The 22,445-nt window shown below is 72.0% G+C and carries 23 protein-coding genes; 10 read left to right on the forward strand and 13 right to left on the reverse strand.

What is annotated here, in order from left to right; translation table 11 throughout:
- Positions 1–182 precede the first annotated feature (182 nt).
- From G567_RS0117650 to G567_RS0117665, 4 genes are all read right to left on the reverse strand, one after another.
- Positions 183–2,561 carry a Tex family protein gene (locus tag G567_RS0117650; RefSeq protein ID WP_028931026.1) on the reverse strand — a complete coding sequence of 793 codons (2,379 nt, stop codon included), beginning with the start codon at positions 2,559–2,561 and terminating at the stop codon, positions 183–185.
- Entirely contained in the window at positions 2,558–3,445 is an 888-nt protein-coding gene (locus tag G567_RS0117655; protein WP_028931027.1) for an HTD2 family dehydratase, read from the reverse strand. The genes G567_RS0117650 and G567_RS0117655 overlap by 4 nt, the downstream gene beginning before the upstream one ends.
- A gap of 72 nt (positions 3,446–3,517) precedes the next feature.
- Entirely contained in the window at positions 3,518–4,696 is a 1,179-nt protein-coding gene (locus G567_RS0117660; RefSeq protein ID WP_051233238.1) for a class I SAM-dependent RNA methyltransferase, read from the reverse strand.
- Positions 4,686–6,740 (reverse strand): APC family permease, encoded by a 2,055-nt coding sequence (locus tag G567_RS0117665; RefSeq protein ID WP_028931029.1) that lies wholly within the window; start codon positions 6,738–6,740, stop codon positions 4,686–4,688. The genes G567_RS0117660 and G567_RS0117665 overlap by 11 nt, the downstream gene beginning before the upstream one ends.
- 124 nt (positions 6,741–6,864) lie before the next feature.
- On the opposite strand from G567_RS0117665, the gene G567_RS0117670 reads away from it, so the two are divergent.
- Positions 6,865–7,527: a potassium channel family protein gene (locus tag G567_RS0117670; protein ID WP_028931030.1), complete on the forward strand. Its 663-nt coding sequence runs from the start codon at positions 6,865–6,867 to the stop codon at positions 7,525–7,527.
- A gap of 8 nt (positions 7,528–7,535) precedes the next feature.
- Complete coding sequence (locus G567_RS0117675) at positions 7,536–8,192, forward strand: potassium channel family protein (RefSeq protein ID WP_028931031.1); 657 nt, start codon at positions 7,536–7,538, stop codon at positions 8,190–8,192.
- Positions 8,193–8,196: 4 nt separating this feature from the next.
- Here G567_RS0117675 and G567_RS29600 read toward each other — a convergent pair whose 3' ends face one another.
- The 4 genes from G567_RS29600 to dut all read right to left on the reverse strand — a co-directional run bounded on the left by G567_RS29600 (position 8,197) and on the right by dut (position 11,006).
- Complete coding sequence (locus tag G567_RS29600; protein ID WP_245585690.1) at positions 8,197–8,898, reverse strand: DUF3159 domain-containing protein; 702 nt, start codon at positions 8,896–8,898, stop codon at positions 8,197–8,199.
- Positions 8,895–9,272: an OB-fold nucleic acid binding domain-containing protein gene (locus G567_RS0117685; protein ID WP_028931032.1), complete on the reverse strand. Its 378-nt coding sequence runs from the start codon at positions 9,270–9,272 to the stop codon at positions 8,895–8,897. The genes G567_RS29600 and G567_RS0117685 overlap by 4 nt, the downstream gene beginning before the upstream one ends.
- A gap of 79 nt (positions 9,273–9,351) precedes the next feature.
- A complete protein-coding gene (locus G567_RS32270; protein WP_051233239.1) occupies positions 9,352–10,533 on the reverse strand; it encodes a DUF3710 domain-containing protein in 1,182 nt (393 codons plus the stop codon).
- Positions 10,533–11,006 carry a dUTP diphosphatase gene (gene dut / locus G567_RS0117695; protein WP_028931033.1) on the reverse strand — a complete coding sequence of 158 codons (474 nt, stop codon included), beginning with the start codon at positions 11,004–11,006 and terminating at the stop codon, positions 10,533–10,535. The genes G567_RS32270 and dut overlap by 1 nt, the downstream gene beginning before the upstream one ends.
- Before the next feature lie 98 nt (positions 11,007–11,104).
- Here dut and G567_RS0117700 point away from each other — a divergent pair, with 98 nt between their 5' ends.
- A complete protein-coding gene (locus tag G567_RS0117700; RefSeq protein ID WP_028931034.1) occupies positions 11,105–11,590 on the forward strand; it encodes a DUF3093 domain-containing protein in 486 nt (161 codons plus the stop codon).
- Between the two features lie 33 nt (positions 11,591–11,623).
- Here the strand turns inward: G567_RS0117700 and G567_RS0117705 are convergent, their stop codons facing one another.
- Complete coding sequence (locus G567_RS0117705; RefSeq protein WP_028931035.1) at positions 11,624–11,926, reverse strand: DUF4193 domain-containing protein; 303 nt, start codon at positions 11,924–11,926, stop codon at positions 11,624–11,626.
- Positions 11,927–12,285: 359 nt separating this feature from the next.
- On the opposite strand from G567_RS0117705, the gene G567_RS29610 reads away from it, so the two are divergent.
- Complete coding sequence (locus G567_RS29610) at positions 12,286–13,323, forward strand: phosphotransferase family protein (protein ID WP_037057579.1); 1,038 nt, start codon at positions 12,286–12,288, stop codon at positions 13,321–13,323.
- Positions 13,323–13,988, forward strand: a complete 666-nt coding sequence (cei, locus tag G567_RS29615; RefSeq protein ID WP_037057580.1) for an envelope integrity protein Cei — start codon at positions 13,323–13,325, stop codon at positions 13,986–13,988. The genes G567_RS29610 and cei overlap by 1 nt, the downstream gene beginning before the upstream one ends.
- 20 nt (positions 13,989–14,008) lie before the next feature.
- On the opposite strand, the gene G567_RS0117720 is transcribed toward cei, so the two are convergent.
- Positions 14,009–14,839, reverse strand: coding sequence for an inositol monophosphatase family protein (locus G567_RS0117720; RefSeq protein WP_037057582.1), 831 nt, complete (start codon positions 14,837–14,839; stop codon positions 14,009–14,011).
- 270 nt (positions 14,840–15,109) lie between these two features.
- Here G567_RS0117720 and G567_RS0117725 point away from each other — a divergent pair, with 270 nt between their 5' ends.
- A complete protein-coding gene (locus G567_RS0117725; protein ID WP_028931037.1) occupies positions 15,110–16,531 on the forward strand; it encodes an RNA polymerase sigma factor in 1,422 nt (473 codons plus the stop codon).
- A gap of 135 nt (positions 16,532–16,666) precedes the next feature.
- Positions 16,667–17,236: a recombinase family protein gene (locus G567_RS0117730; RefSeq protein WP_028931038.1), complete on the forward strand. Its 570-nt coding sequence runs from the start codon at positions 16,667–16,669 to the stop codon at positions 17,234–17,236.
- Positions 17,237–17,289: 53 nt separating this feature from the next.
- Here G567_RS0117730 and G567_RS29620 read toward each other — a convergent pair whose 3' ends face one another.
- From G567_RS29620 to G567_RS0117745, 3 genes are read right to left on the reverse strand one after another with little or no spacing between them, the layout of a single operon-like run.
- On the reverse strand, positions 17,290–18,513 hold the full coding sequence (locus G567_RS29620; RefSeq protein ID WP_084796217.1) for a TniQ family protein: 1,224 nt from the start codon (positions 18,511–18,513) through the stop codon (positions 17,290–17,292).
- On the reverse strand, positions 18,510–19,094 hold the full coding sequence (locus G567_RS29625) for a TniB family NTP-binding protein (protein ID WP_425414262.1): 585 nt from the start codon (positions 19,092–19,094) through the stop codon (positions 18,510–18,512). Before G567_RS29625 ends, G567_RS29620 begins: the two co-directional genes overlap by 4 nt.
- A 60-nt stretch (positions 19,095–19,154) precedes the next feature.
- Positions 19,155–20,339 (reverse strand): IS30 family transposase, encoded by a 1,185-nt coding sequence (locus G567_RS0117745; protein WP_028931039.1) that lies wholly within the window; start codon positions 20,337–20,339, stop codon positions 19,155–19,157.
- Between the two features lie 222 nt (positions 20,340–20,561).
- On the opposite strand from G567_RS0117745, the gene G567_RS29630 reads away from it, so the two are divergent.
- The 3 genes from G567_RS29630 to G567_RS29640 all read left to right on the forward strand — a co-directional run bounded on the left by G567_RS29630 (position 20,562) and on the right by G567_RS29640 (position 22,433).
- Positions 20,562–20,888 carry a hypothetical protein gene (locus G567_RS29630; RefSeq protein WP_051233243.1) on the forward strand — a complete coding sequence of 109 codons (327 nt, stop codon included), beginning with the start codon at positions 20,562–20,564 and terminating at the stop codon, positions 20,886–20,888.
- 514 nt (positions 20,889–21,402) lie between these two features.
- A complete protein-coding gene (locus G567_RS32275) occupies positions 21,403–21,843 on the forward strand; it encodes a helix-turn-helix domain-containing protein (protein WP_051233244.1) in 441 nt (146 codons plus the stop codon).
- The gene (locus G567_RS29640) at positions 21,840–22,433 is read left to right on the forward strand and encodes an IS630 family transposase (RefSeq protein ID WP_147201388.1); all 594 of its coding nucleotides are present in this window, start codon (positions 21,840–21,842) and stop codon (positions 22,431–22,433) included. The genes G567_RS32275 and G567_RS29640 overlap by 4 nt, the downstream gene beginning before the upstream one ends.
- Positions 22,434–22,445 lie beyond the last annotated feature (12 nt).

Raw genomic sequence — 22,445 nt, forward strand, 5'->3', positions numbered from 1 at the left:
TGGCGCTCGGAGCCGGCTCCGCAGATGATCGACTCGGCGACCTTTCTCGGGCGGCACCAGCGACATCGCGTCCATGAAGTCCCGCGGCCTCGGCAGCGTCTGGGCGAGCTGGCCGGGCAGCGCCTCGTTGGCCCACAACCGGTGCGCGGTGTCGAGCGCGGCCCCGGCCGCTGCGCTCCGGCTCAGCGGCTCCGTCCCCCGGTGTCGAAACCCGCGCGCCGCAGCGCGTCGGCCATCGCGCTGTTCGCCATGCCGCCACCGGGCTGGCCACCTCGCCCGCCGCCGCGCCGCTCGCCGCCCCTGCGGTCGTTGCGGCCCCGCCGGTCGTCCCGGTTGCCGCCGCCGCGCTGCTGCTCGCGCCGTGGGCCTTTCGAGGCTCCGAGCTCGTCGTCCAGCCGCAGCGTCAGCGAGATCCGCTTGCGCGCCTCGTCGACCTCCAGCACCTTGACCCGGACGACATCGCCGGACTTCACGACCTCGCGCGGGTCGGACACGAACTGCCGCGACATCGCCGAGACGTGCACCAACCCGTCCTGATGCACCCCGACGTCGACGAAGGCACCGAACGCCGCGACGTTGGTGACCACCCCTTCCAGCAGCATCCCCGGCTTGAGGTCGGCGATCTTGTGCACGCCCTCGGCGAAGATCGCCGTGCGGAAGGCGGGGCGCGGGTCGCGGCCCGGCTTCTCCAGTTCGGCGAGGATGTCGGTGACGGTCGGCAGCCCGAACTGCTCGTCGACGAACCGCTCCGGCTTGAGGGACGTGAGCTTCGGCCCGTTGCCGATCAACGAGGTGATGTCCGTCTTCGCGGCGGCGACCATCCGGCGCACCACCGGGTAGGCCTCCGGATGGACGCCGGAGACGTCGAGCGGCTCGTCGCCGCCGCGGACCCGCAGGAAACCGGCGCACTGCTCGAACGCCTTGGGTCCGAGCCGCGGGACGTCGGCGAGCGCGGTCCGGGTCCGGAAGGGCCCGTGTGTGTCCCGGTGCGCGACGATGTTCGCCGCAAGTGACTCGCTGATGCCCGAGACCCGGCGCAGCAGCGGCACGGACGCGCTGTTGAGATCGACACCGACGGCGTTCACGCAGTCCTCCACGACCGCGTCGAGCGAGCGGGACAACGCCGACTCCGGAAGATCGTGCTGATACTGTCCCACCCCGATCGACTTCGGGTCGATCTTCACCAGCTCGGCGAGCGGGTCCTGCAGCCGGCGCGCGATCGAAACCGCACCGCGCAGCGACACGTCCAGGTCCGAGAGCTCGGCCGACGCGTAGGCCGATGCCGAGTACACCGAGGCCCCGGCCTCGCTGACCATCACCTTCGTCAGCTTCAGCCCGGGGTTCCCGGCGACGAGCTCGCCGGCCAGCTTGTCGGTCTCCCGCGACGCGGTGCCGTTGCCGATGGCGATGAGCTCGACGTCGTGCGCCACCACGAGCCGGGTCAGCGTCGTCAGCGCGCCGTTCCAGTCGCGGCGCGGCTCGTGCGGGTGGACCGTCTCGGTGGCCACGACCTTTCCGGTCGGGTCGACGACCGCGACCTTGACGCCGGTACGCAGGCCCGGATCCAGACCCATCGTCGCGCGGGTGCCGGCGGGGGCGGCGAGGAGCAGGTCGCGCAGGTTCGTCGCGAAGACCCGGATCGCGGCCTCCTCGGCGGCGGCGCGCAACCGGATCCGGATATCGATACCCAGGTGCAGCAGGATCCGGGTCCGCCAGGCCCAGCGGACGACATCGCCGAGCCACGTGTCGGCCGGCCTGCCCTGGTCGACGATGCCGACGTACTGTGCGATCGCCTGCTCGTACTCCGACGGCGCGCCGGGCTCGCCGGCCACGCCGCCCGGCTCCAGCGTGACGTCGAGAGCCTCCTCCTTCTCTCCACGGAAGATCGCGAGGATGCGGTGGCTGGGCAGCTTGGTGAACGGTTCGGAGAAGTCGAAGTAGTCGGCGAACTTCGCCCCGGTCTCCGCCTTCCCCTCGCGGACCTTCGAGACGAGCACGCCCTGCGACCACATCCGCTCGCGCAGCCCGCCGATGAGGTCGGCCTCCTCGGAGAAGCGCTCGACGAGAATCGCCCGTGCGCCCTCGAGCGCGGCGGCGGCGTCGGCGACGTTCTCGCTGCGGTAGCCCTCGGCCGTCACCACCGGGTCCAGGGTGGGGTCGGCCAGCAGCGCGTCGGCCAGCGGCTCCAGCCCGTTCTCCCGGGCGATCATCGCTTTGGTCCGCCGCTTGGGCTTGTAGGGCAGATAGATGTCCTCGAGCCGGGCCTTGGAGTCGGCGGCGAGGATCTGCGCCTCGAGGGCGTCGTCGAGCTTGCCCTGGCTGCGGATCGACTCCAGCACCGCATCCCGGCGCTCCTCCAGCTCGCGCAGGTAGCGCAGCCGCTCCTCGAGGGTGCGCAGCTGCGCATCGTCGAGCGCGCCGGTCGCCTCCTTGCGGTACCGGGCGATGAACGGAACGGTGGCGCCGCCGTCGAGAAGCTCGACGGCCGTCGCGACCTGGTGCGGGCGCACGCCGAGCTCGTCGGCGATCCGCTGCTGAACTGAGGCTGACTTATCCGTCACCGACCCATCGTGGCAGAGCCCCGCGAGCCCACCGAACCGGTGATCGACGCGGGCCGGCCCGGCACTCCGGCGGTCAGCTCGATCCGCTCGCCGCCGGGCACCGCCTCGGCGATCACCGGCACTCCGGCGAACGCCGGGCGGGAAAGCCGGAACTCGAACGACACGACCTGGCGGTCAGGGGCGTGGCGCCGCGGAAGCTCCAGCAGCAGCAGCGCGAGCAGGGGCCCGTGCACGACCAGGCCCGGGTAGCCCTCGACACCGGTGACGTAGGGCTCGTCGTAGTGGATGCGGTGGGCGTTGTAGGTCAGCGCGCTGAACCGGAACAGCAGCGCCGGGTCGGGATCGAGACGCAACCGCCACGTCCCCGGTGCGGCGGGCGGCGGCTCGGCCGCGACCGGCGCCTGCGCCGCGGCCTCGCCGAAGCCGTCGCGCTGGCTGCGGTAGACGATGTCCTGTTCCTCGACCAGCGCCACGGCACCGTCCTGGGTGAACTCGTGGCGCAGGGTCAGGAACAACATCGCGCCGCTGCGGCCGTGCTTGGGGGTCACCTCGAGCAGCGACGAGCGCCGCACCACCTCCGCGCCGATCCGCAACGGCTCGCGAAGCTCCATCCGGGCTCCGCCGAACATCCGGCGCCGGTCCGGGATCGGCGGCAGGAAATGCCCGTGCGCCGGGTGACCGTCGTCGCCGAGATCGGCGTGGGCGGGGTGTTCGAGGTGGTAGAACCAGTGCCAGCCCAGCGGGAGCGGGTCCCCGTCGGCCGCCACCGGCAGGGGCTGGTCGAGCAGCGCGGCGAACGCCTCGGCGGGCCAGCGGTCCAGCCGGGTGCTGGCCTCCACCGGCCCGGGCGACCACCCTGCCACGTACTCCGCCAGCTCGTTCACGTTGCCAACCTCCGTTTTCGCTGATGGGACCCGCCTGTGAGTGCGTCACAGTGTTCGAACACTGTGACGCACTCACAGGCGGGTCAGCGCAGCGATGCACTCCACATGGTGGGTCATCGGGAAGGCGTCGAACGCACGCAGCTCGGCGAGCCGGTAGCCGCGTTCACCGAAGAGCGCGACGTCGCGGGCCAACGCCGCCGGGTCGCAGGCAATGTGGATGACGCGGCCCGGCGCGGCCGCGGCGAGCGCGTCGACCATGGTGCGTCCCAGGCCCTTGCGGGGCGGATCGGCGACGACGACGTCGGGCCGCGCGCCGAGCCCGCCCAGCAGCCGCTCCACCTTGCCGACCCGCCAGCCGATCTGCGGGAGGTCGGCGAGCGCGGCCCGCCCGTCCTCGACGGCCCGGCGCGACGACTCCACGACGGTGACCCTGCCCTCGCGGCCGACCTGGTCGGCGAGCACGGCGGCGAACAGCCCGACGCCGCCGTAGAGGTCCCACGCGGTGCCACCGCGCGGCGCCGTGGCCCACTCGGCGACGGTCTCCGCCAGCACGTCGGCCAGTGCGGGATGCACCTGCCAGAACACGCCGGGCGACAGCTGCCACTCCCGGCCCGCGGCCCGCGCCACGACGGGACCGGGACGGCCGTCGACGTGGCGCCTGCCGTCGCCGTCCCGGGCCACCTCGAACTCGGTGCCGGGAGGGAACCCGTCGGCCAGCACCGGCTCGAGCAGCCCTGCGGGAGCGATGGGACAGTCCGCGATCGGCAGGACGTCGTGGCTGCGGTGGGCGCGCAGGCCCGGCCTGCCCTCGGCGTCCACCGCAAGACGTACCCTGCTGCGCCACCCCAGCGCCCCGCCGGGCAGCTCCGTCACGGTCACGTCGCTGTCGAGACCGGCGAGCCTGCGCAGCTGCTCGCGCACCACCTCGGTCTTGAGTGCGCGCTGCGTGGCCGGGGTGGCGTGCTGCAGATCGCAGCCGCCGCAGCCGCCCGCGCGCGCCCACGGGCACGGCGGCTCGACCCGGCCGGGATGGGCGTCGAGCACGCCGATGGCCTCGGCCCGGCAGAACGATCCGCCGCCGTCCTCGGTGACCACGGCACGCACCCGTTCACCGGGCAGCGCGTGCCGGACGAACACCACCCGTCCCTCGTGCCGGGCCACACAGTGCCCGCCGTGCGCGATGGGACCGATCTGCAGCTCCAGCACCCGGTCGGTCCAGTCGAGCGCAGTCCGGGCCTGCCTAGCGGGCACGATCGCCCCGCTTCGCGCCCGCCCGCGCGCGCTCGCCGCGGGACTCGCCGGTCAGCTGCTCCAGTGCCGGGTAGCCGCGGCGCGAGGAACCCGGCGCCGGTGGCGGAGTGCGTTTCGCCGCGTGTTTGGACGACTCCAGCTGCCACGGCACGCTGGTCACCATCACCCCCGGCTGGAACAGCAAACGACCCTTGAGCCGAAGCGCGCTCTGGTTGTGCAGGATCTGTTCCCACCAGCGCCCGACGACGTACTCCGGGATGAACACGGTCACCACATCGCGCGGGTTGTCGCCGCGGATGCGTTTGACGTAGTCCAGCACCGGCCGGGTGATCTCCCGGTAGGGCGATTCCACGACCTTCAGCGGAACGGGCAGCTTGCGGGCGGCCCAGTCGGCCATCAATCGTTTCGTATCAGCGTCGTCGACGTTGACGGTGACCCCCTCGAGGACGTCCGGCCGGGTGGCTCGGGCATAGGCGATGGCGCGCAGGGTGGGCTTGTGCAGTGTCGAGACCAGCACGATCGCGTGGTTGCGCGAGGGCAGTACGGTATCGGCCTCGCCTGCCCGCAGCTCCTCGGTCACCCGGTCGTAGTGGTGCTGGATCGCCTTCATCAGCAGGAAGAAGCCGATCATGCCGAGGATCGCGATCCAGGCACCGAGGGCGAACTTCGTGATCAGCACGGTGACCAGCACGATCCCGGTCAGCACCGCGCCGAAGCCGTTGATGGCCTGCGCCCGGCGCATCCGCAGCCGCTCCTGCCCGTCGGTCTCGGTGGCCAGCAGTCGGCGCCAGTGCCGCACCATGCCGGTCTGGCTGAGGGTGAACGACACGAACACGCCGACGGTGTAGAGCGGGATGAGCCGGGTGACCTCCGCCCCGAAGCCGATCACCAGCACGCTCGCGAAACCGGCCAGCAGCAGGATGCCGTTGGAGAAGGCCAGCCGGTCGCCGCGGGTGTGCAGCTGACGGGGCAGGTAGCGGTCCTGCGACAGGATCGACCCGAGCACCGGGAACCCGTTGAACGCGGTGTTCGCGGCGAGCACCAGGATCAGCGCGGTGAACACGAGAACGAAGAAGAACCCGGCCCGGAAGTCGCCGAACACGACGTCGGCGAGCTGGGCGATCAGGGTCTGCTGCTCGTAGCCGGGTGCGCCGGGGAACTGCACGTCCGGGTCCTCGGCGAGCTGTGCCCCGGTCAGCCGGGCCAGCACGATCAGGCCCATGAACATCGTCACGGCGATCAGACCGAGCATCGTCAGTGTGGCCGCGGCGTTACGGGACTTGGGCTTGCGGAACGCGGGCACGCCGTTGCTGATCGCCTCGACGCCGGTCAGGGCGGCGGCGCCCTGGGTGAACGAGCGGAGCACGAGCAGCGCCAGCGCCAGCCCGGTGAACGAGTCTCCGGTCGCCACCATGTGCAGATCGGCGCTGGCCGCCCGCACCTCGTCGCCCATCAGCAGGATCCGGGTGAGACCCCAGATGATCATAGCGATGATCCCGGTCAGGAACGCGTAGGTCGGGATCGCGAACGTGGTTCCCGACTCCCGCACGCCGCGCAGGTTCATCGCGGTCAGCAGCGCGATCGCCGCCACGGCGAACGGGACCCGGTGGTCGGCCACGAACGGCACCAGCGCACCGAGGTTCGCCATCGCCGAGGAGATCGACACCGCGACCGTCAACGTGTAGTCGACCAGCAGCGCGCTGGCGACGGTGAGCCCCGCGTTGCGGCCGAGGTTGACCGTCGCCACCTCGTAGTCCCCGCCCCCGGACGGGTAGGCCTGCACGTTCTGCCGGTAGCTGGTGACCACGGTGAGCATCACCACCGCGACCGTCGCCCCGATCCACGGCGAGAACGCGTAGTACGACAACCCCGCGGCCGACAGCGTCAGCAGGATCTCCTCGGGGGCGTAGGCCACCGACGACAGCGCGTCCGAGGCGAACACCGGCAGAGCGATCCGCTTCGGCAACAGGGTATGGGCGAGACGGTCGCTGCGCTGCGGCCGACCGACCAGGATCCGCTTCACCGCGACGGCGAGCTTGGGCACGTGCGGCAGCCTATGCTCACCCGTCGGCGTCGACTCGACGGCGTGACACGCTCGAGATCCATGAGCTCGCCGAGCGGGCTACCGTGCGGTCCATCGGGGTTTTCGCCACAAGGAGGGCACCGCGATGTACGTCGTGATCATGGGTTGTGGACGGGTCGGTGCCGGGCTTGCGACCGGCCTGGAGCGGCTCGGCCACGAGGTCGCCGTGATCGACCACAACCCGCAGGCATTCCGCAGGCTGGGCACGGATTTCCGGGGCCGCCAGGTCGTCGGGGAGGGATACCACCGCGACGTCCTCGTCGAGGCGGGTGCGCAGAAGGCGAAGGCGTTCGCCGCCGTCTCCAGCGGGGACAACTCCAACATCATCTCTGCCCGGGTGGCCCGGGAGGCCTTCGGCGTCGAGCGCGTCGTCGCCCGCATCTACGACGCCAAGCGGGCCGCCGTCTACGAGCGCCTCGGCATCCCGACCGTGGCGACCGTGCCGTGGAGCACCGACCGGCTGATGCGCATGCTGCTCCCCGACTGGGTGGCCACCGCATGGCGCGAGCCCTCCGGGACCGTTGCAGTGCTGCCGCTACCCACCCATGAGGGCTGGCTCGGACGGCCGGTGCGCGAACTCGAGGAGGCCGCGGGCTGCCGGGTCGCGTTCATCGTCCGGTTCGGCACCGGACTGCTGCCCAAACCCGACACGGTGGTGCAGGCCGAGGACATGGTGTACGTGGCGGCGGTGTCCGGCACGATCAGCGATGTGACGGCGACGGCCGCGGCCCCGCCGCAGGAAGGTTGAGGGGCGCGATGCGGGTAGCGATCGCAGGTGCGGGGGCGGTCGGTCGATCGATCGCGCTCGAGCTCGTGGAGAACAAGCACCAGGTCATGCTCATCGAGCGCGACCTGTCCCAGATCGAGCCCGAATCCGTCGAACCGGCCGAGTGGGTGCACGCGGACGCGTGCGAGCTCGCCTCCCTGGAGGAGGCCGGGCTGGAGAACTGCGACGTCGTCATCGCCGCCACCGGCGACGACAAGGTCAACCTCGTGGTGTCGCTGCTGGCCAAGACGGAGTTCGCGGTGCGCCGCGTCGTCGCCAGGGTGAACGACCCGCGCAACGAATGGCTGTTCGGCGAGAACTGGGGGGTCGACGTGGCGGTGTCCACCCCGCGGCTGCTCGCGGCGCTGGTGGAGGAGGCCGTCGCGGTCGGCGACCTGGTCCGGCTGATGACCTTCCGGCAGGGGCAGGCCAACCTCGTCGAGGTCACGCTGCCGGACGACACCCCGCTCGGCGGGCGGCCCGTCGGGTCGGTGCGGCTGCCCGCCGACTCCGCGCTCGTCGTGATCCTCCGCGGCGGCCGGGTGATCGTCCCGGAACGCGACGACGCGTTCGAACCCGGCGACGAGCTGCTGTTCGTGGCGACCTCGGCGGTCGAGGCGGATATCCGCGCGGCGCTGCAGCGATGAGGCGTCAGGCGCCGCCGGGCTCGGGCGACGGCCGTCGGGCCCGGCGCACCGCCCAGAAGGTCACCAACAGCGCCACCCCGAACAGGGGGTAGCCCATCAGCAGCCGGGCGACCCCCAGCCAGTCGGCCTCATCGACCCGGTAGAGCCAGCCCTGCACGACCAGCCGGGCGCCGAACACCACCGCCCATAGCAGGCTGGCGAGAGTGTAGGCGCGCAGCAGCCGCCGGTCGCGGCGCCACCCGTGCCCGTCGCCGTTGATCGCGTGCCACACGACCCCGGCCAGTGGCCAGCGCACGGCGGCCGAACCCAGGAACGCCAGGCAGAGGACCCCGCTGTAGATCAGCCCGGGAAGGTAGAAATCGCGGGCCTCACCCGTGCGGTTGGCCAGGAACGCGCACACCCCGACGGCGATCAGCCCCGAGATCGCGGGCTGCAGCGCGTCCCGGCGCACCAGCCGCACCACCGCGATGAGCCCGCCTGCCCCCAGCGCCGCGATGAGCGCGACCTGCAGCCCGGCGAGAATGTTGACCGGGATGAAGACGGCCACCGGGATCGACGAGTAGACGACGCCGGCGATCCCGCCCATCTGCTCCAGGATCGAGGGTGCCGGGGCCCGCTCCCGGGGCGGCGCGCCCGGTTCGACGGCGGGGAACTGCTCGGTCGGCTCGTCGTCGGTGTGGCGGACTGCGCGCTGGGATCTGATCACTGGGCCTGGCAGATCTCGTAGTACGGGTTGTAGATGACCTTCCGCCCGTCGCGTTCGGCGATCCGCCCCCGGACCCGCATGGTCCGACCCGGCTCGATGCCCGGGATCCGGCGTCTGCCCATCCAGATCAGGGTGACTCCCTCGGTGCCGTCGAACAGCTCTGCCTCCAGCGAGGCCTCGGCCTCCTGCGGGCAGAACTCCACACTGCGGAGCCTGCCCAGCATGGTGACCTCCTGACCCGAGACGCAGTCGCTGGCGCGCTGCGCCCCGGACCGCTCGGAGTCCTCCGAGAGCGCATCGGCGTCGAGTGTCTCGACGTCGCTGGTCAGTTTCCGGAGCATACGGCGGAAAGGCCCACCGTCCGTGCTGCCCATCTCTCTCCTTGGCTGCTCGGGCGCGGGCCGGCTTCGTCGCAGCGGCCGCGACCCTGCATAGGGTAACGCGCGAGAATCCTCAATTGTGCCCGTGACCAGGGCGATGGTGCCGTCCGGACGCACGTTCCAGCGCGGCGAACCGGACCGTCGGATCGTCGGCAAGGTACGCCAGCGCCGGCAGGCCGCCGGGCCCCGGCCGGGGTGCCGGTGCCGCGGGAGACTCCTCCTCGTCGTCGGGCCGGGAGTGCCGCCCGTGCCGGGTCGGCGCGGGCGCCGGTGTGGACGCCGCGGTCGGCGGCGTGAGCACCGGCAGCGGTCCGGTCGGCACGGAGTCGGTGTCCGGGTCGGACACCGTACCCAGCACCGGGTTCGCGACCGGGTCGGGCCCGGCCGGACGCGACAGCGCAGGGAACATCTGGGTCTGCGTCGTGGCCAGCTCGGGATCGGGGGCGCGGCGGCGCCCGCCGGGACGCGCGCCGGCCGGCGGCCGGAACGGGACGACGCCGGGGCCCACGGCGCGGCGCCTGCGTCTCCCGGCCCGCGGGGCAGCAGTCAGTCTGGGCAGCGGGGACGTGGTCTCGAGGTCCGGCCCCGGCACGGCCGCCTCGGCAGCCGCCGCCTCGGCAGCCGCCGCCTCCGCAGCCGCCTGCTGCTCCTTCAGATGCGCCGGCAGCTCCAGGGGCAGCACCGTACGCGGCGGATACGGCGAGCGGCCCCGCACGACGACGGTGCCGTGCAGCATGCGGCGCAGCTCGGCGTCGAGGTCGACGGCGTGTTGCACCGGACCGGTGGCGACGCCGTAGAGCATCCACCGGGACCCGTCGACGCCCACGAACACCGACGAGGCGCCCTGGGTATGGGCGCGCAGCTCCCGGCCCCAGTCGCCCTGGAACGACCGAACCTGGGCGCCGCCGTCGCGCAGCGACGTCTCGATCTCCTTGGCCAGCTCCGGCCACAGCCGCGACGAGCGGGGCGCGGCCAGCGCGCTCACCGACAACCGTCCCTCGGGCAGCGCCACGTGCACGGCCTGCAACCGCCCGTTGGCCGTCGGCTCCACACTGACCGTGCCTCGGTCGGGGAGCGGCACCTGCAGGGCTCCGAAATCGAGCCGGGCGGCGGGGTCGTCGGTCTCGGGGTCGAGGTCGGAGATGTCGAACGGCCCGAACGGCGGACGTTCGGTCTCCTCGTCGACGGCGACCGGTCCGGGCCCCACGCCGATCGATCCGAGCTCGTCCAGGGAGCCACGGTTGCGCGCAGCCACTACGGCGACTCCCCTACGGTCCCGCGGTCGGCAGGCGCGTCGAGCCGGTCGTGCCCGCCGGTCGACCCGTAGCCGCCGGCCCCACGGTCGGAGCCCGGCAGTTCGGCGACCTCGACGAACCGCACCCGTTCCACCCGCTGCACGATGAGCTGCGCGATGCGGTCACCACGGCGGAGCACCAGCTCGTGGCGCGGGTCGTGGTTGATCAGGCAGACCCGGATCTCGCCGCGATACCCGGCATCGATCGTGCCCGGGGTGTTGACGACCGAGAGCCCGGCGCGGGCGGCGAGCCCGGAGCGGGGATGGACGAACCCGGCGTAGCCGCTGGGCAGGGCGATGGCCAGCCCGGTACCGACGACGGTGCGCTCGCCCGGCGGGAGCGCGAGGTCGCTCGTCGTGACAAGGTCCACACCCGCGTCGTCGGCGCGGGCGTAGGCGGGGACGGGGACATCCGGGTCGAGCCGGGTGAGCAGGACGTCGAGCGGACGATCGACGAACGGCTCGGCGGGCGGCTCGTGCGGGGGAGCATCGACGGGGCCGGGCACGACGAGCGAGGCTACCCTCAGCGTTCGTGAGCAAGCACCCGTCATCCCCGAACTCTGCGACGTCCGGCCGTGCTGCGTTCGACGAGCGGTTGTCCGTCCCCTGGTGGTGGTACCCCCCGGTGATCGGTATCGGCGTCCTGCTGGGCGCGGAGATCCACATGGGCTACCCGGGGCTGCGTTCGTGGATCGGGTATGCGGTCGTGATCCCGCTCCTGGTCGCGGCGCTGGTCTGGCTGGGCAGCAGCAGGGTCCAGGTCGCAGGTGGGGAGTTGCGGGCGGGGCGGGCCCGGGTGCCGCTGCGCTTCATCGGGCGCACCGAGATCGTGCACCGGCCGGACAAGCAGGTCGCGCTGGGCCCCGAGCTCGACCCCATGGCCTATCTGCTGCACCGGGCCTGGGTCGGCCCGGTCCTGCGGATCGAGCTGCTCGATCCGCAGGACCCGACTCCCTACTGGATCGTCAGCACGCGCGATCCGGAGGGCCTGGTCGCCGCGCTGGCCCACGACCGTTGAACGGCGTCGGCCGGCGGCACACCGCAGCTCGCGTCAGGCGGCGCAGTCACGGCAGATGAGCTGGTTGCCGTGGGTCTCGGCCAGTCGGCTGCGGTGATGCACCAGGAAGCAGCTGGCACAGGTGAACTCGTCGGCCTGCTTCGGAAGGACCTTGACGGTCAGCTCCTCGCCGGACAGGTCGGCACCCGGTAGCTCGAAGCTCTCCGCGGTGTCCGACTCGTCGACGTCGACCACGGACGACTGCGCCTCGTTGCGACGGGCCTTCAGCTCGTCGAGCGAGTCCTCCGCAAGGTCGTCGGTCTCGTTCCGCCGCGGAGCGTCGTAGTCGGTCGCCATCGTTCCCACCCTTGTTACTCAATGCACCTGTCGTCGTCGTGCCGCTGGACAACGTCACAACGTCGGGGTTTGTGCCCGGCATATGGGTGACACAGATCACATTGGACGTGTCCGGATTCGCCAGCAGCCCGGGCCCGTGGCACTCATGACGCTCTCGATTGCCCCCCGGGGCGGAGAGGGTAGCTCAGGCCGTCGCGTTTCGCTGCGTCGCCCGGCCGGGACCATGCCCGGCTCGGGCACGTCCGGCCGACGGACCCCCGCCCCCACTATGGTTCTCCCCTGTGTTCTCCCAGGCTGCGAGCTCCGAACCCTCCGCCCACGGCCATCCAGGGGCCCATCCAGGGGCCGACCCGGCCACCGTGGGGGCATGGCTGGCCGTCGAGCTGGGCGACGAGTCCTGGCGGCGGGCGATCCTGCGGCCGATCGGCGCGGGCCGCTCGAACCTCACCTACCGTGTGGACGGCCCGGCCGGGACCGTCGTGCTGCGCCGTCCACCCGTCGGCGAGGTCGCGGCGACCGCCCACGACATGGGCCGCGAACGGCGGGTCATCTCCGCGCTCAGGGGAACCGGGGTGCCGGTGCCCGCGATCCTCGCCGGATCCGAGGGTGGTCCGCCGGTCGGCGCGCCGTGTTACGTCATGGAGTTCGTCGACGGTGTCGTGCCGCTCGGCGACCCGCCCGACGGCTGGGCCACGACCGAGGCCGAACGCGCGCGGGTCGGTCAGGCGCTGGTCGACGTGCTGGTGGCGCTGCACGCGGTGGACCCGGACGCGGTCGGCCTCGGCGATTTCGGCCGGCCCGACGGTTTCATGGTCCGCCAGGTCCGGCGCTGGAGCACCCAGTGGGAGACGGCCCGCGCCGACGGGGTGACCGTGGTCTCCGCGGAGACGGAACGGGAGCTGAGCCGGCTGCGTGACCTGCTGGGCGGATCCGTGCCCGCGACGCAGCGGAACACGATCGTGCACGGCGACTACCGCATCGACAACTGTGTGTTCGACCGCACCGACCCGGGGCGCATCCGCGCGGTGCTCGACTGGGAGATGTCGACCCTGGGCGATCCGCTGGCCGACCTCGGCCTGCTGCTCATCTACTGGTACCAGGCCGAGGAGCAACCGGTCTGGCGTGCCGCGCAGCATCTGCCCAGCCCGACCCGGCTGCCCGGGTTCCCGCTGCGCGTCGACGTCGTCGCGGCCTATGCGCGGGCGTCCGGCCTCGACCTCGCGCCGCTGCCCTGGTACGTCGCGTTCGGCGCGTTCAAGCTCGCGGTGGTGCTGGCCGGCATCCTGGCCAGGGTCCGGGCGGGCGCGGTGCCCGCCGAGATGGCCCACGGCATCGAGGACGCGGTCGAGCCGCTCGTCACGCTCGGCCACCACGTGCTGGCCAACGGGATCGGCTGATGAGCTCCCTGATCCGGTCCTATCAGCGCCGCCGCACCCGACCGATGATCGTCACCGTGTCCGTGCTCTTCGTCGCCGCCGCGCTGACCTGGTCGATCGTGCTGGTCAACGCGGCGGGCCGGTCCGGCACGTCGGCCTGCCCGACACCGGGCACCGGCACCGCGCTGGGCGAGGTGCTCGCCTCCGACGCGCTCGACGAGGTTGCGCCCGCCCCAGCCAGCGCGATCAAGGTGCGGGTGCTCAACGGCGGCGGGCAGCGCGGCCAGGCCAACCTCGTCGCCGCGCAGCTCGGCGACCTCGGGTTCGCCGAGGCCGCACCACCGGACAACGATCCGCACTACCCCGAGGGCGATCTGGCCTGCCACGGACAGCTGCGCTTCGGCGCGGCCGGGGAGAGTGCGGCGGCGACGCTGGCGATCGTGCTGCCGTGCACCGAGCTGGTCCGCGACGACCGCCCCGACGCGACCGTGGACGTCGCGGTCGGGACGGCCTTCGGCGATGTCGACCCGGGTCTGCCGGCGCGTGACATCCTCGACCAGCTCGCGAATCCCGCGACGGTGGGCGGCGCCGCCGACGGGCCGGCGGGTGCCGGGAACGACGCGGACGATTCCGCCCGCCCCGTCGACCCGGACACGCTCGCGAAGGCGCGTGCGGCGACGTGCTGAGCGGCCGGGAGATCCGGCACTCAGACCTCCCCCGCGCCGCAGTCGCGCGCCAGTGCGGTCAGCGCGCCCGCGATCCCCGGTGCGGCGGCGAGCACCGCGTCGGCGCCCAGCCCGTCGTCCGGTGCCGCCACGGCGGCGCCGGGGGGCCCGGGCACCCGCACGACCGCGCCGGCCTCGCGGGCGATGAGCCCGGCGGCGGCCCAGTCGTACCAGCTCAGGCCATGTTCGAGGTAGCCGTCGAGCCAGCCGGCGGCCACGGCGCACAGGTCGAGGGCCGCCGAGCCCGCGCGGCGCAGGTCGCGCACCCGCGGCAGCATCCCGGCCGCCATCCGGGCCTGCCGGGCGCGCCGGTCGGCACGGTAGGAGAACCCGGTCCCGATCAGCGACTGGGCCAGCTCGGTCTCCTCCCCCACCCGCAGCGGCGTGCCGTCGAGCGTCGCCCCACCGTCGACCGCCGCGGACCACACCCGGCCGGATGCCGGCTCCACGACCGCGCCCGCGAGCGGTTCGCCGCCCCGCACCGCGGCGACCGAGACCGCGTACCAGGGCAGCCCGTAGAGGTAGTTGACCGTGCCGTCGATGGGGTCGACGACCCAGTGGGCCGCGGTGGGGTCGCCACCCGCCTCCTCGCCGTAGACGATCTCCCCGGGGCGCAGCTCGGCCAGCCGGGTGCGCACCAGGTTCTCCAGCGCGGTGTCGGCCGCGGTGACCACGTCGGTGGGCGAGGTCTTAGTCCGCACCGCCCGCGCCGCCCCTTCGGCGCGCAGCTCGCGCAGGTGCTCGGCGGCCTGCCCGGCCACCTGTTCGGCGGTCCTGCGCAGCGCGGTCGGGTCGTCGTGAGCGGAATCCATGACACAATCGGACCACATCGGTCCGGCCTGGCACTTCCGCTTACCGGCAACCCGACGACCGCCCGGCGAATCACCCTTCCGCGCGATGTGCGCGACGGACGAGCGCTTCACGCGACCGTAGTTACAATGGACAGGTGCTCCGCCCCGGGAGGCGCGTCGAACCGACGAGACGACGGCTACGGGCGAGGCGAGGTAGCAGACAATCTCGAAGGTCGCCGGATCAGTCCGTATCCCGGTGAACCGCAGAGCGCACGCAGCGAGAGGGCCTAGGTGGCAGCCGCAGACTCCGCAACCCGCACCGAGGCGACCGTCGACCCGGCGGCCGCCCCGGCACCCGTACGCCGCACCCGCAGGGCGGGTACCGCGACCAAGGCGGGAAGTCCGAAGAAGGCCGCGCCCACGTCGCGGTCCCGCGCGGGGACGAAGACCCCGGCCAAGAAGGCGACGTCGCCCACGGGCGGCGAGGAGCCCACGGATCTCGAGGTCGACCTCGACGGCGCGCCGGAGGTCGGTGAGCTCGAGGATGTCGAGGTCGATCTGGACGACGCCGACCTCGATGCCGGCGTGGAGGACGACAGCCACGACGACGGCGACGTCCTCGACGAGAGCGACGACGGGGACGGCGACGAGGACGAGCCGGAGACCAACACCGGCCCCAACCGCCGGGCACCCACCACGCGCAGCTCCCAGCAGAAGCAGGCGAGCGACTTCGTCTGGGACGAAGAGGAGTCCGAGGCACTGCGGCAGGCCCGCAAGGACGCCGAGCTCACCGCATCGGCCGACTCGGTCCGCGCCTACCTCAAGCAGATCGGCAAGGTGGCGCTGCTCAACGCCGAGGAGGAGGTCGAGCTCGCCAAACGCATCGAGGCCGGTCTCTACGCCGCCGAGCGGATGCGGCGCACGATGGACGCCGGGGAGAAGATCTCCCCGCAGCTGCGCCGCGATCTGCGCTGGATCGTCCGCGACGGCGAGCGCGCCAAGAACCACCTGCTGGAGGCCAACCTCCGCCTCGTGGTCTCGCTGGCCAAGCGCTACACCGGCCGCGGCATGGCCTTCCTGGACCTGATCCAGGAGGGCAACCTCGGGCTCATCCGCGCGGTCGAGAAGTTCGACTACACCAAGGGCTACAAGTTCTCGACCTATGCGACGTGGTGGATCCGCCAGGCCATCACCCGCGCGATGGCCGACCAGGCGCGCACCATCCGCATCCCGGTGCACATGGTCGAGGTCATCAACAAGCTCGGCCGCATCCAGCGCGAGCTGCTCCAGGACCTGGGCCGCGAGCCCACGCCGGAGGAGCTGGCCAAGGAGATGGACATCACCCCGGAGAAGGTGCTGGAGATCCAGCAGTACGCCCGGGAGCCCATCTCGCTGGACCAGACCATCGGCGACGAGGGCGACTCGCAGCTCGGCGACTTCATCGAGGACTCCGAGGCGGTCGTGGCGGTCGACGCGGTGAGCTTCACCCTGCTGCAGGACCAGCTGCAGTCGGTGCTCGCCACGCTGTCCGAGCGCGAGGCGGGCGTGGTGCGGCTGCGGTTCGGCCTGACCGACGGCCAGCCCCGCACCCTCGATGAGATCGGCCAGGTCTACGGGGTCACCCGGGAGCGGATCCGGCAGATCGAGTCCAAGACGATGTCGAAGCTGCGCCACCCGTCGCGGTCGCAGGTGCTGCGCGACTACCTCGACTGAGCACAGCCCAACACCACACAAGCGACCTGGACGAATAGTGTCAGATTAGAGTCTTCGGTGAGATTTCTTGACGCGTGTCCGCTCGATTCTTAGAGTTCATCCTGACATTTCGGAGGGTGGAGGGAACCGAGGGCGATGCGAGTCGGCTACGTCAGGGTCAGCAGCGTCGATCAGAACACCGTGCGACAGCTCGACGGGATCGCCGTCGAACGCACCTTCACCGACACGGCGTCGGGCAAGGACACCGCCCGGCCGAGGCTGGACGAGATGCTGGCGTTCGTCCGCGACGGCGACACCGTGCTCGTGCACTCGATGGACCGGCTGGCGCGCAACCTCGACGACCTGCGCCGCATCGTGCGGACCCTGACCGGCAAGGGGGTGCGGGTGGAGTTCGTCAAGGAGAACCTCACCTTCACCGGCGAGGACTCGCCGATGGCCACGCTGCTGCTGTCGGTCATGGGCGCCTTCGCCGAGTTCGAGCGCGCCCTGATCCTCGAACGCCAGCGCGAGGGCATCGCCGCGGCCAAACAGCGCGGCGTCTACACCGGCCGCAAACCCGCGCTCACCCCCGAACAGGCCCGCGAGCTGTGCGAGCGCGCCGCCGCCGGTGAGCGGAAATCCGTGCTGGCCACCGAGTTCGGCATCAGCCGCGAAACCGTCTACAGCTACCTGCGGGCCGAAAACACCGCAGGTGTCACGGGCTGAGTCGCACGCCGCAACAGCTGACCAGCCACAACGCCTACCCTGCACCTGGTCGTTCATTCGGCAGCGTGAGGGCGAGGGGGGAGAAGGTCGAGCCGGAGGAACTCGGGTGGGACACCGGCCTGGCTGATCAGGAAGTGGCGCTGTTTGGCGACGTTGGCGGGGCTGGGGTCGAACGCGGTGAGCATCCGCAGCATGTGGCGGGCGGTCTCGGGGTCGGCGCGGGCCGTGTCGAGCCAGGCGTTGATCGCCGTGGCGAAGTCCGACGCGGCCATCGGGCGACGGCGGGGGTCGTCGCCGTCGTAGACGCGCTCGTGCGGCGGTTCGGCTATCGCCGGGCCAAGGGTTCCCCGCGGGGTGATGCGCCGGTCGGCGGCCAGCCGCAGCGCGACCGCGGCGGCGTGCAGCATCGCCTCCTGGAGCGGCCAGTCGAGCTGTTCGTACGGGCGCCACACGGTCAGACCGGCGCGCACGGGACGACCGGTGGCCTGCCAGACGTGCTCCAATGTGGCGCGGGAGCGGGCGCCGACCCGCGAGGGCGCCATGCTCACCTCGTCCAGCAGGGTGCGCAGCAGCCGAAACCACACGCCGACGTGCACCGACCGGCCGGGCAGCGCGACCGCGCCGGCGGCCAACCCCTGCTGGGTACGGCGGTCCAGGGCGGCGAGGTGTCCGTTCACTGGCACAGGCGCCATCGGGTTGCCTTGAGAGGCGGCGAAGGCGACCTCGAAGACAGGCTCAAGCCGACAGCCGTGTTCCACACAACTGACCATGAGCGGTAGTCGCCACGTCAGTGCGGTGCCACGCTCCGGAGCGGCGGCGCACAGCGGGCAGGTTCGGCGCATCGGCTGAGCGGGCAGCCATGGGCCCTTCCAGGAGCGCCATCGTCCCGCGTGATTGAGCCCGGCCTCACCCGGTGCCAGCAGCACCGAGTCCTGGCGGACGTAGGTGTCGAACAGGTCCTGGCCGTCGTCGGGGGCAAGGGTGTCGGTCAGCCAGGGCACCCATCCGGCCATCGTCATCCGTCGCAGCTGACCGAGCTCGGCGCCGGTGCGTTCGGCCAACGCGGCCAGGACCGCAATGGGCGGGTCCCAGTCGAGGGCCTCTTCGGCGGTGTCGGCCAGCTGCGCGGAGGCCTCGCCGAGGTTGTGCCGCACCAGGTCGGTGACGGATAGGCCGTAGAGCTGGGCGATCCGCTGCAGCCAGGAGGACAGCGACTCCAGCACCCCGAGCTGGGGATGCAGCGGCCACCGTCGCGCATGTGGACGGAGCGGTCTCACGCGAGCTCGCGCTCGAACAGCCGGCGCCGCTCGGTCGGGCCGGCGTAGTCGGCCATCAGCAGGGTGCGCTGGTTGATGGCTTCCTCGCCGGACTCGATCGCGGCGACCGCGGCGTCGGTGAGCAGGTGGGCCAGCTCGCCGATGGTGCCTTCGCTGCGGGTGAGCAGATAGCTGGCCATCTCGGGGGTCGCGATCGGCGAGGGGCGGCGCAGCGGGAACGACGCGGCGAAGCTGGCCAGCAGCGAGCGGGAATCCTCGTCCGGCTCCCACCGGGGCAGGGTGAACGGCGCGAACCGGTTCTCCAACTGGTCGTCGGAGCGGATCGCCAGGTAAGCGTCCCGGGTGCCGACACCGACCAACGGGATACGCAGCTCGTTGCCCAGAAACCGCAGCAGGTTCAGAAACTCCCGACGGGTATCGCCGCGCCCTGCCAGGACGTTGTGCAGCTCGTCGATCACCAGGACACGAACTCCGACTGCCCGAAGCAGGCTCAGCGCGAGTTGCTCCTGCTCGGGCACTCGTTGCCGGGGCCGCAGCGGTGCGCCGGTCGCGGCCAGCAGCGCGGTGTAGAACCGGCCCACCGACGGCTCGGTGTCAACGGATCCTGAAGGTTGACCCTCCTGGGGTCCGGCGGGTTCCAGTCAACGTCGCAACGATGGCTCGGCTGAGGAGGCTAACAACGCTGCGAACATCTCGGCTGGGGAGCGGTCGGCCAGGACGATCCTGGGGCGGGCGTTGAGTTCGTTCTCGACGGCCTTCAGGTGCTTGGGGCTGTGGACGTTCAGGTCGGTCCGCTTGGGGAAGTACTGGCGCAGCAGCCCGTTGGTGTTCTCGTTGGATCCGCGCTGCCATGGTGCGTGCGCGTCGCAGAAGTAGACGGGAACGTGCAGGTCGGTGGTGATGTCGGTGTGGCGAGCCATCTCGGTGCCCTGGTCCCAGGTGATCGAGCGCAGCAGCGACGGCGGGAGGTCGCTCATCCGCGTGGTGAGGACACTGTGCAGCGTGTGCGCGTCGCGCTGAGGCAGATGCAGCAGCCGGACCAGACGAGTCGTGCGCTCCACCAGGGTTCCGATCGCCGAACCGTGATCTTTGCCCACGATCAGGTCGCCTTCCCAGTGCCCGGGCTGAGAGCGGTCCTCGGGACGGAACGGCCGCTGGTGGATGGTCAGCATCGGCTGGGCGAACCGGGGCCGGCGGCGCTCGAGCTTCTGGTGGGCTCGCCGATGATCGCGCCCGGTCCGCAGCGACGAGCGCTGCACGGACGGCACCCTCGACGGCCGGATGAGCGAGGAGCCGGGCTGGTAGATCGCCTGGTAGATGCTCTCATGGCACAGACGCATGCCCGGGAGTTCCGGGAAACGAGCCCACAGGTGCCGGGCGATCTGCTGGGGGCTCCATCGTCGGCCGAGCAGCTCACCGACCAAGGCCCGCAGCTCGCTGTTGGTCTCCAGACGCCGCCGATGATGGCGGGCCCGGCGGGCCACGGCCCGGCGATGAGCTTCGAACGGACGGTAGCCACCGTCGTTGCGCGCGTTGCGGCGCAGCTCGCGGGAGATCGTCGAGGGCGAACGTCCGAGGTGGGCGGCGATGCGCCGGATGCTCCAGCCCATCCGACGAAGGTCGGCGATCTGGAAACGCTCGTCCTGGGACAGGTAGCGCGAGCTGATCTCGCGCACGGCGAGACGATCCAGCGGCGCGACGAACCCGACCACCCGGCCGTCGCGGTAGGTCTTGTAGCCGCGCGCCCAGTTCGCCCCGGAGGTGCGTGACGCGCCGACCTCCCGTGCCGCGGCCTGGATGCTCCAGCCGCGGGCGCGCAACTCCATGAACCGCTGGCGCTTGGCCGACTGAGGCCGCCGCCCGGGCCCCTTCTTGACACGACGCGTCGAAGACAACACAACCCCTAAACGGTCAAGGATGTGTTGCGACGCTCAGTAGAAACCACCGTTCAGGGTCTCGACCCCTCGTCGCGCCCGCCGTACGCGGCCGTGCCGTCGATGCGAACGCGCCATTGGTTCGCCGAGCGTGACCCGCGATCGGGAACACCGGTGGAGGTCAGCATCAACAGCGGCCGGGACCCATCGATCCCCGCTGTCGCAAAGCAGCTCACCGATTACCTCGGTCACCTCGACCAGGACGTCTTCGTTTGCAGGTCCCACGACGTCGCCGGCCGGGACGACATCCTCTCTCCGCCGTTCGACGACAGTTTCTGGAACGGCCCGCCCCTGCACGGCGTGGTGCTGCGCGGAGAGCTTGCCGAGTGGTCGTGTGACGCGGTCGGGTGGCTGGCTGAGGTCGTCGCCGACTCGGTCGCCCAACTCGGCGTCCGTTCGCCGCTGCTGCTCACCGTCGCGCGAGCCTTCTCGACGGGGTGACCGATACCACCGGTGCAGTGGACGACGCGGTGACTCGCGCGTCCAGGGTCCGCGGCATCCAGAGGAGGACGTCAGCGAGCGCCAGCGCCGCCCCCACCGCCCGCGTTCCGCAGCTGAGTGGCTGATCTGGACACACGCGGCGGCGTAGCTCCTGGTCGGCGGGTTGAAGCGCCGCCAACGCGACCGGAAGTACTGGACACACGCCTGCCGTGTTCAGGGCTGCTGATGCTGCTGGTTCTGCTCTAACCTGACTTGGCTCATGAGTGGATCTTGATCGGCTTTGCGCGGTGTTGACCCGTGGGTTCGGGCGTGGGATCGGCTGGATTTGCGCACCAATTTGGCGCGAGTGTCTCCTCGGACTCGGACGCGTGCCCCTCAGCCATGAAGCACCGATCCGGCTTCGATCTGCGGCTCCCCGAGTGCCGTCAGCGGCCGCCTTGTCATGGCTCGGCGGCCTGCCACCCGTGGCACGCGCTCGGACCCCTGGCTCAGCCGGCCCAGATGACTGACAGCGGTGTGCTGGTTGGTTGGCGGGGGTACCCAGGGCGACGTGCGGGCGTACTCGATGGATCTGCGTGAGCGGGTGGTGGCCGGGGTCGATGCGGGGATGACCCAGCCGCAGGCGGCTGCCCGGTTCGGCGTGTCGGTGAGGACCGTGCAGCGGTATCTGGCCCGTCGGCGGGCCACCGGCGGCCTGGCCGCGACCGGGCAGCGGCACGGGCCGGAGCCGAGGAAGAAGCGGCGGCTGCACGCCTGGCTGCCGGCCCGCCTCGACGCCGCCGCCGACGCCGCCCCGGCCGAGCACGTCGCGGCCTTCGTCGCCGCGGGTGGTGAGCCGGTGTCGCTGGCGTCGATGTCGCGGGCGATCGCCAGCCTGCCGGCCGCCCCCGGCCAGGCGCGGACCCCGACGGGGCGGGCGCGGCGGCCGGGCCGGCCGCTGAAGCAACGACCCTGACCGCCACCGAACGTGACGAGGACGCGCGCGCCGCGTGGCGGGAGCGGATGGCCCCGATCGATCCGGGCCGGCTGGTGTTCGTCGAGGAGTGCGGCACGCACACCGCGATGACCCGCCGCCGGGCCCGCGCGGTGCGCGGAGAACGCGCGCACGGGGCCCTGCCGCGCAACCGTGGCCCGGTGACCACCTTGCTCGCCGGGCTGGCGCTGGCCGGGATGAGCCCGGCGATGACCGTGGAGGGCGGCACCGACACCGCGGTCTTCGCCACCTATCTCGAGTACTTCCTGCTGCCCGGCCTGCGCCCGGGGAGGGTGGTCGTGGTGGACAACGTCGGCGCGCACAACCCCGACCGGATCCGCGCGCTGGTCGAGGCCGCCGGCTGCGAGCTGGTCTTCCTGCCCGCCTACTCGCCGGACCTCTCGCCGATCGAGGAGGCCTTCAGCAAGCTCAAGGCCCTCATCCGGGCGGCCGCCGCGCGCAGCCGGGCGGCCCTGGACGCCGCGATCGCCGCCGCGCTGGACGCGGTCACCCCGGCCGACGCCGCCGGCTGGTTCACCCACGCCGGCTACCCCACCCGTCAAGCTGCCTGAAAACCGCTGTGA

This window comes from Pseudonocardia asaccharolytica DSM 44247 = NBRC 16224 (assembly GCF_000423625.1).
Lineage (GTDB): Bacteria > Actinomycetota > Actinomycetes > Mycobacteriales > Pseudonocardiaceae > Pseudonocardia > Pseudonocardia asaccharolytica.

What these genes read in the sequence shown, in the direction of transcription:
- G567_RS0117670 (WP_028931030.1), top strand. Translation starts at nt 6,865, where the DNA reads ATGTACGTCGTGATCATGGGTTGTGGACGGGTCGGTGCCGGGCTTGCG.
- G567_RS0117675 (WP_028931031.1), top strand. Translation starts at nt 7,536, where the DNA reads ATGCGGGTAGCGATCGCAGGTGCGGGGGCGGTCGGTCGATCGATCGCG.
- G567_RS0117685 (WP_028931032.1), bottom strand. Translation starts at nt 9,272, where the DNA reads ATGGGCAGCACGGACGGTGGGCCTTTCCGCCGTATGCTCCGGAAACTG.
- G567_RS0117705 (WP_028931035.1), bottom strand. Translation starts at nt 11,926, where the DNA reads ATGGCGACCGACTACGACGCTCCGCGGCGGAACGAGACCGACGACCTT.
- cei (WP_037057580.1), top strand. Translation starts at nt 13,323, where the DNA reads ATGAGCTCCCTGATCCGGTCCTATCAGCGCCGCCGCACCCGACCGATG.
- G567_RS0117720 (WP_037057582.1), bottom strand. Translation starts at nt 14,839, where the DNA reads ATGGATTCCGCTCACGACGACCCGACCGCGCTGCGCAGGACCGCCGAA.
- G567_RS0117730 (WP_028931038.1), top strand. Translation starts at nt 16,667, where the DNA reads ATGCGAGTCGGCTACGTCAGGGTCAGCAGCGTCGATCAGAACACCGTG.
- G567_RS0117745 (WP_028931039.1), bottom strand. Translation starts at nt 20,339, where the DNA reads ATGGAGTTGCGCGCCCGCGGCTGGAGCATCCAGGCCGCGGCACGGGAG.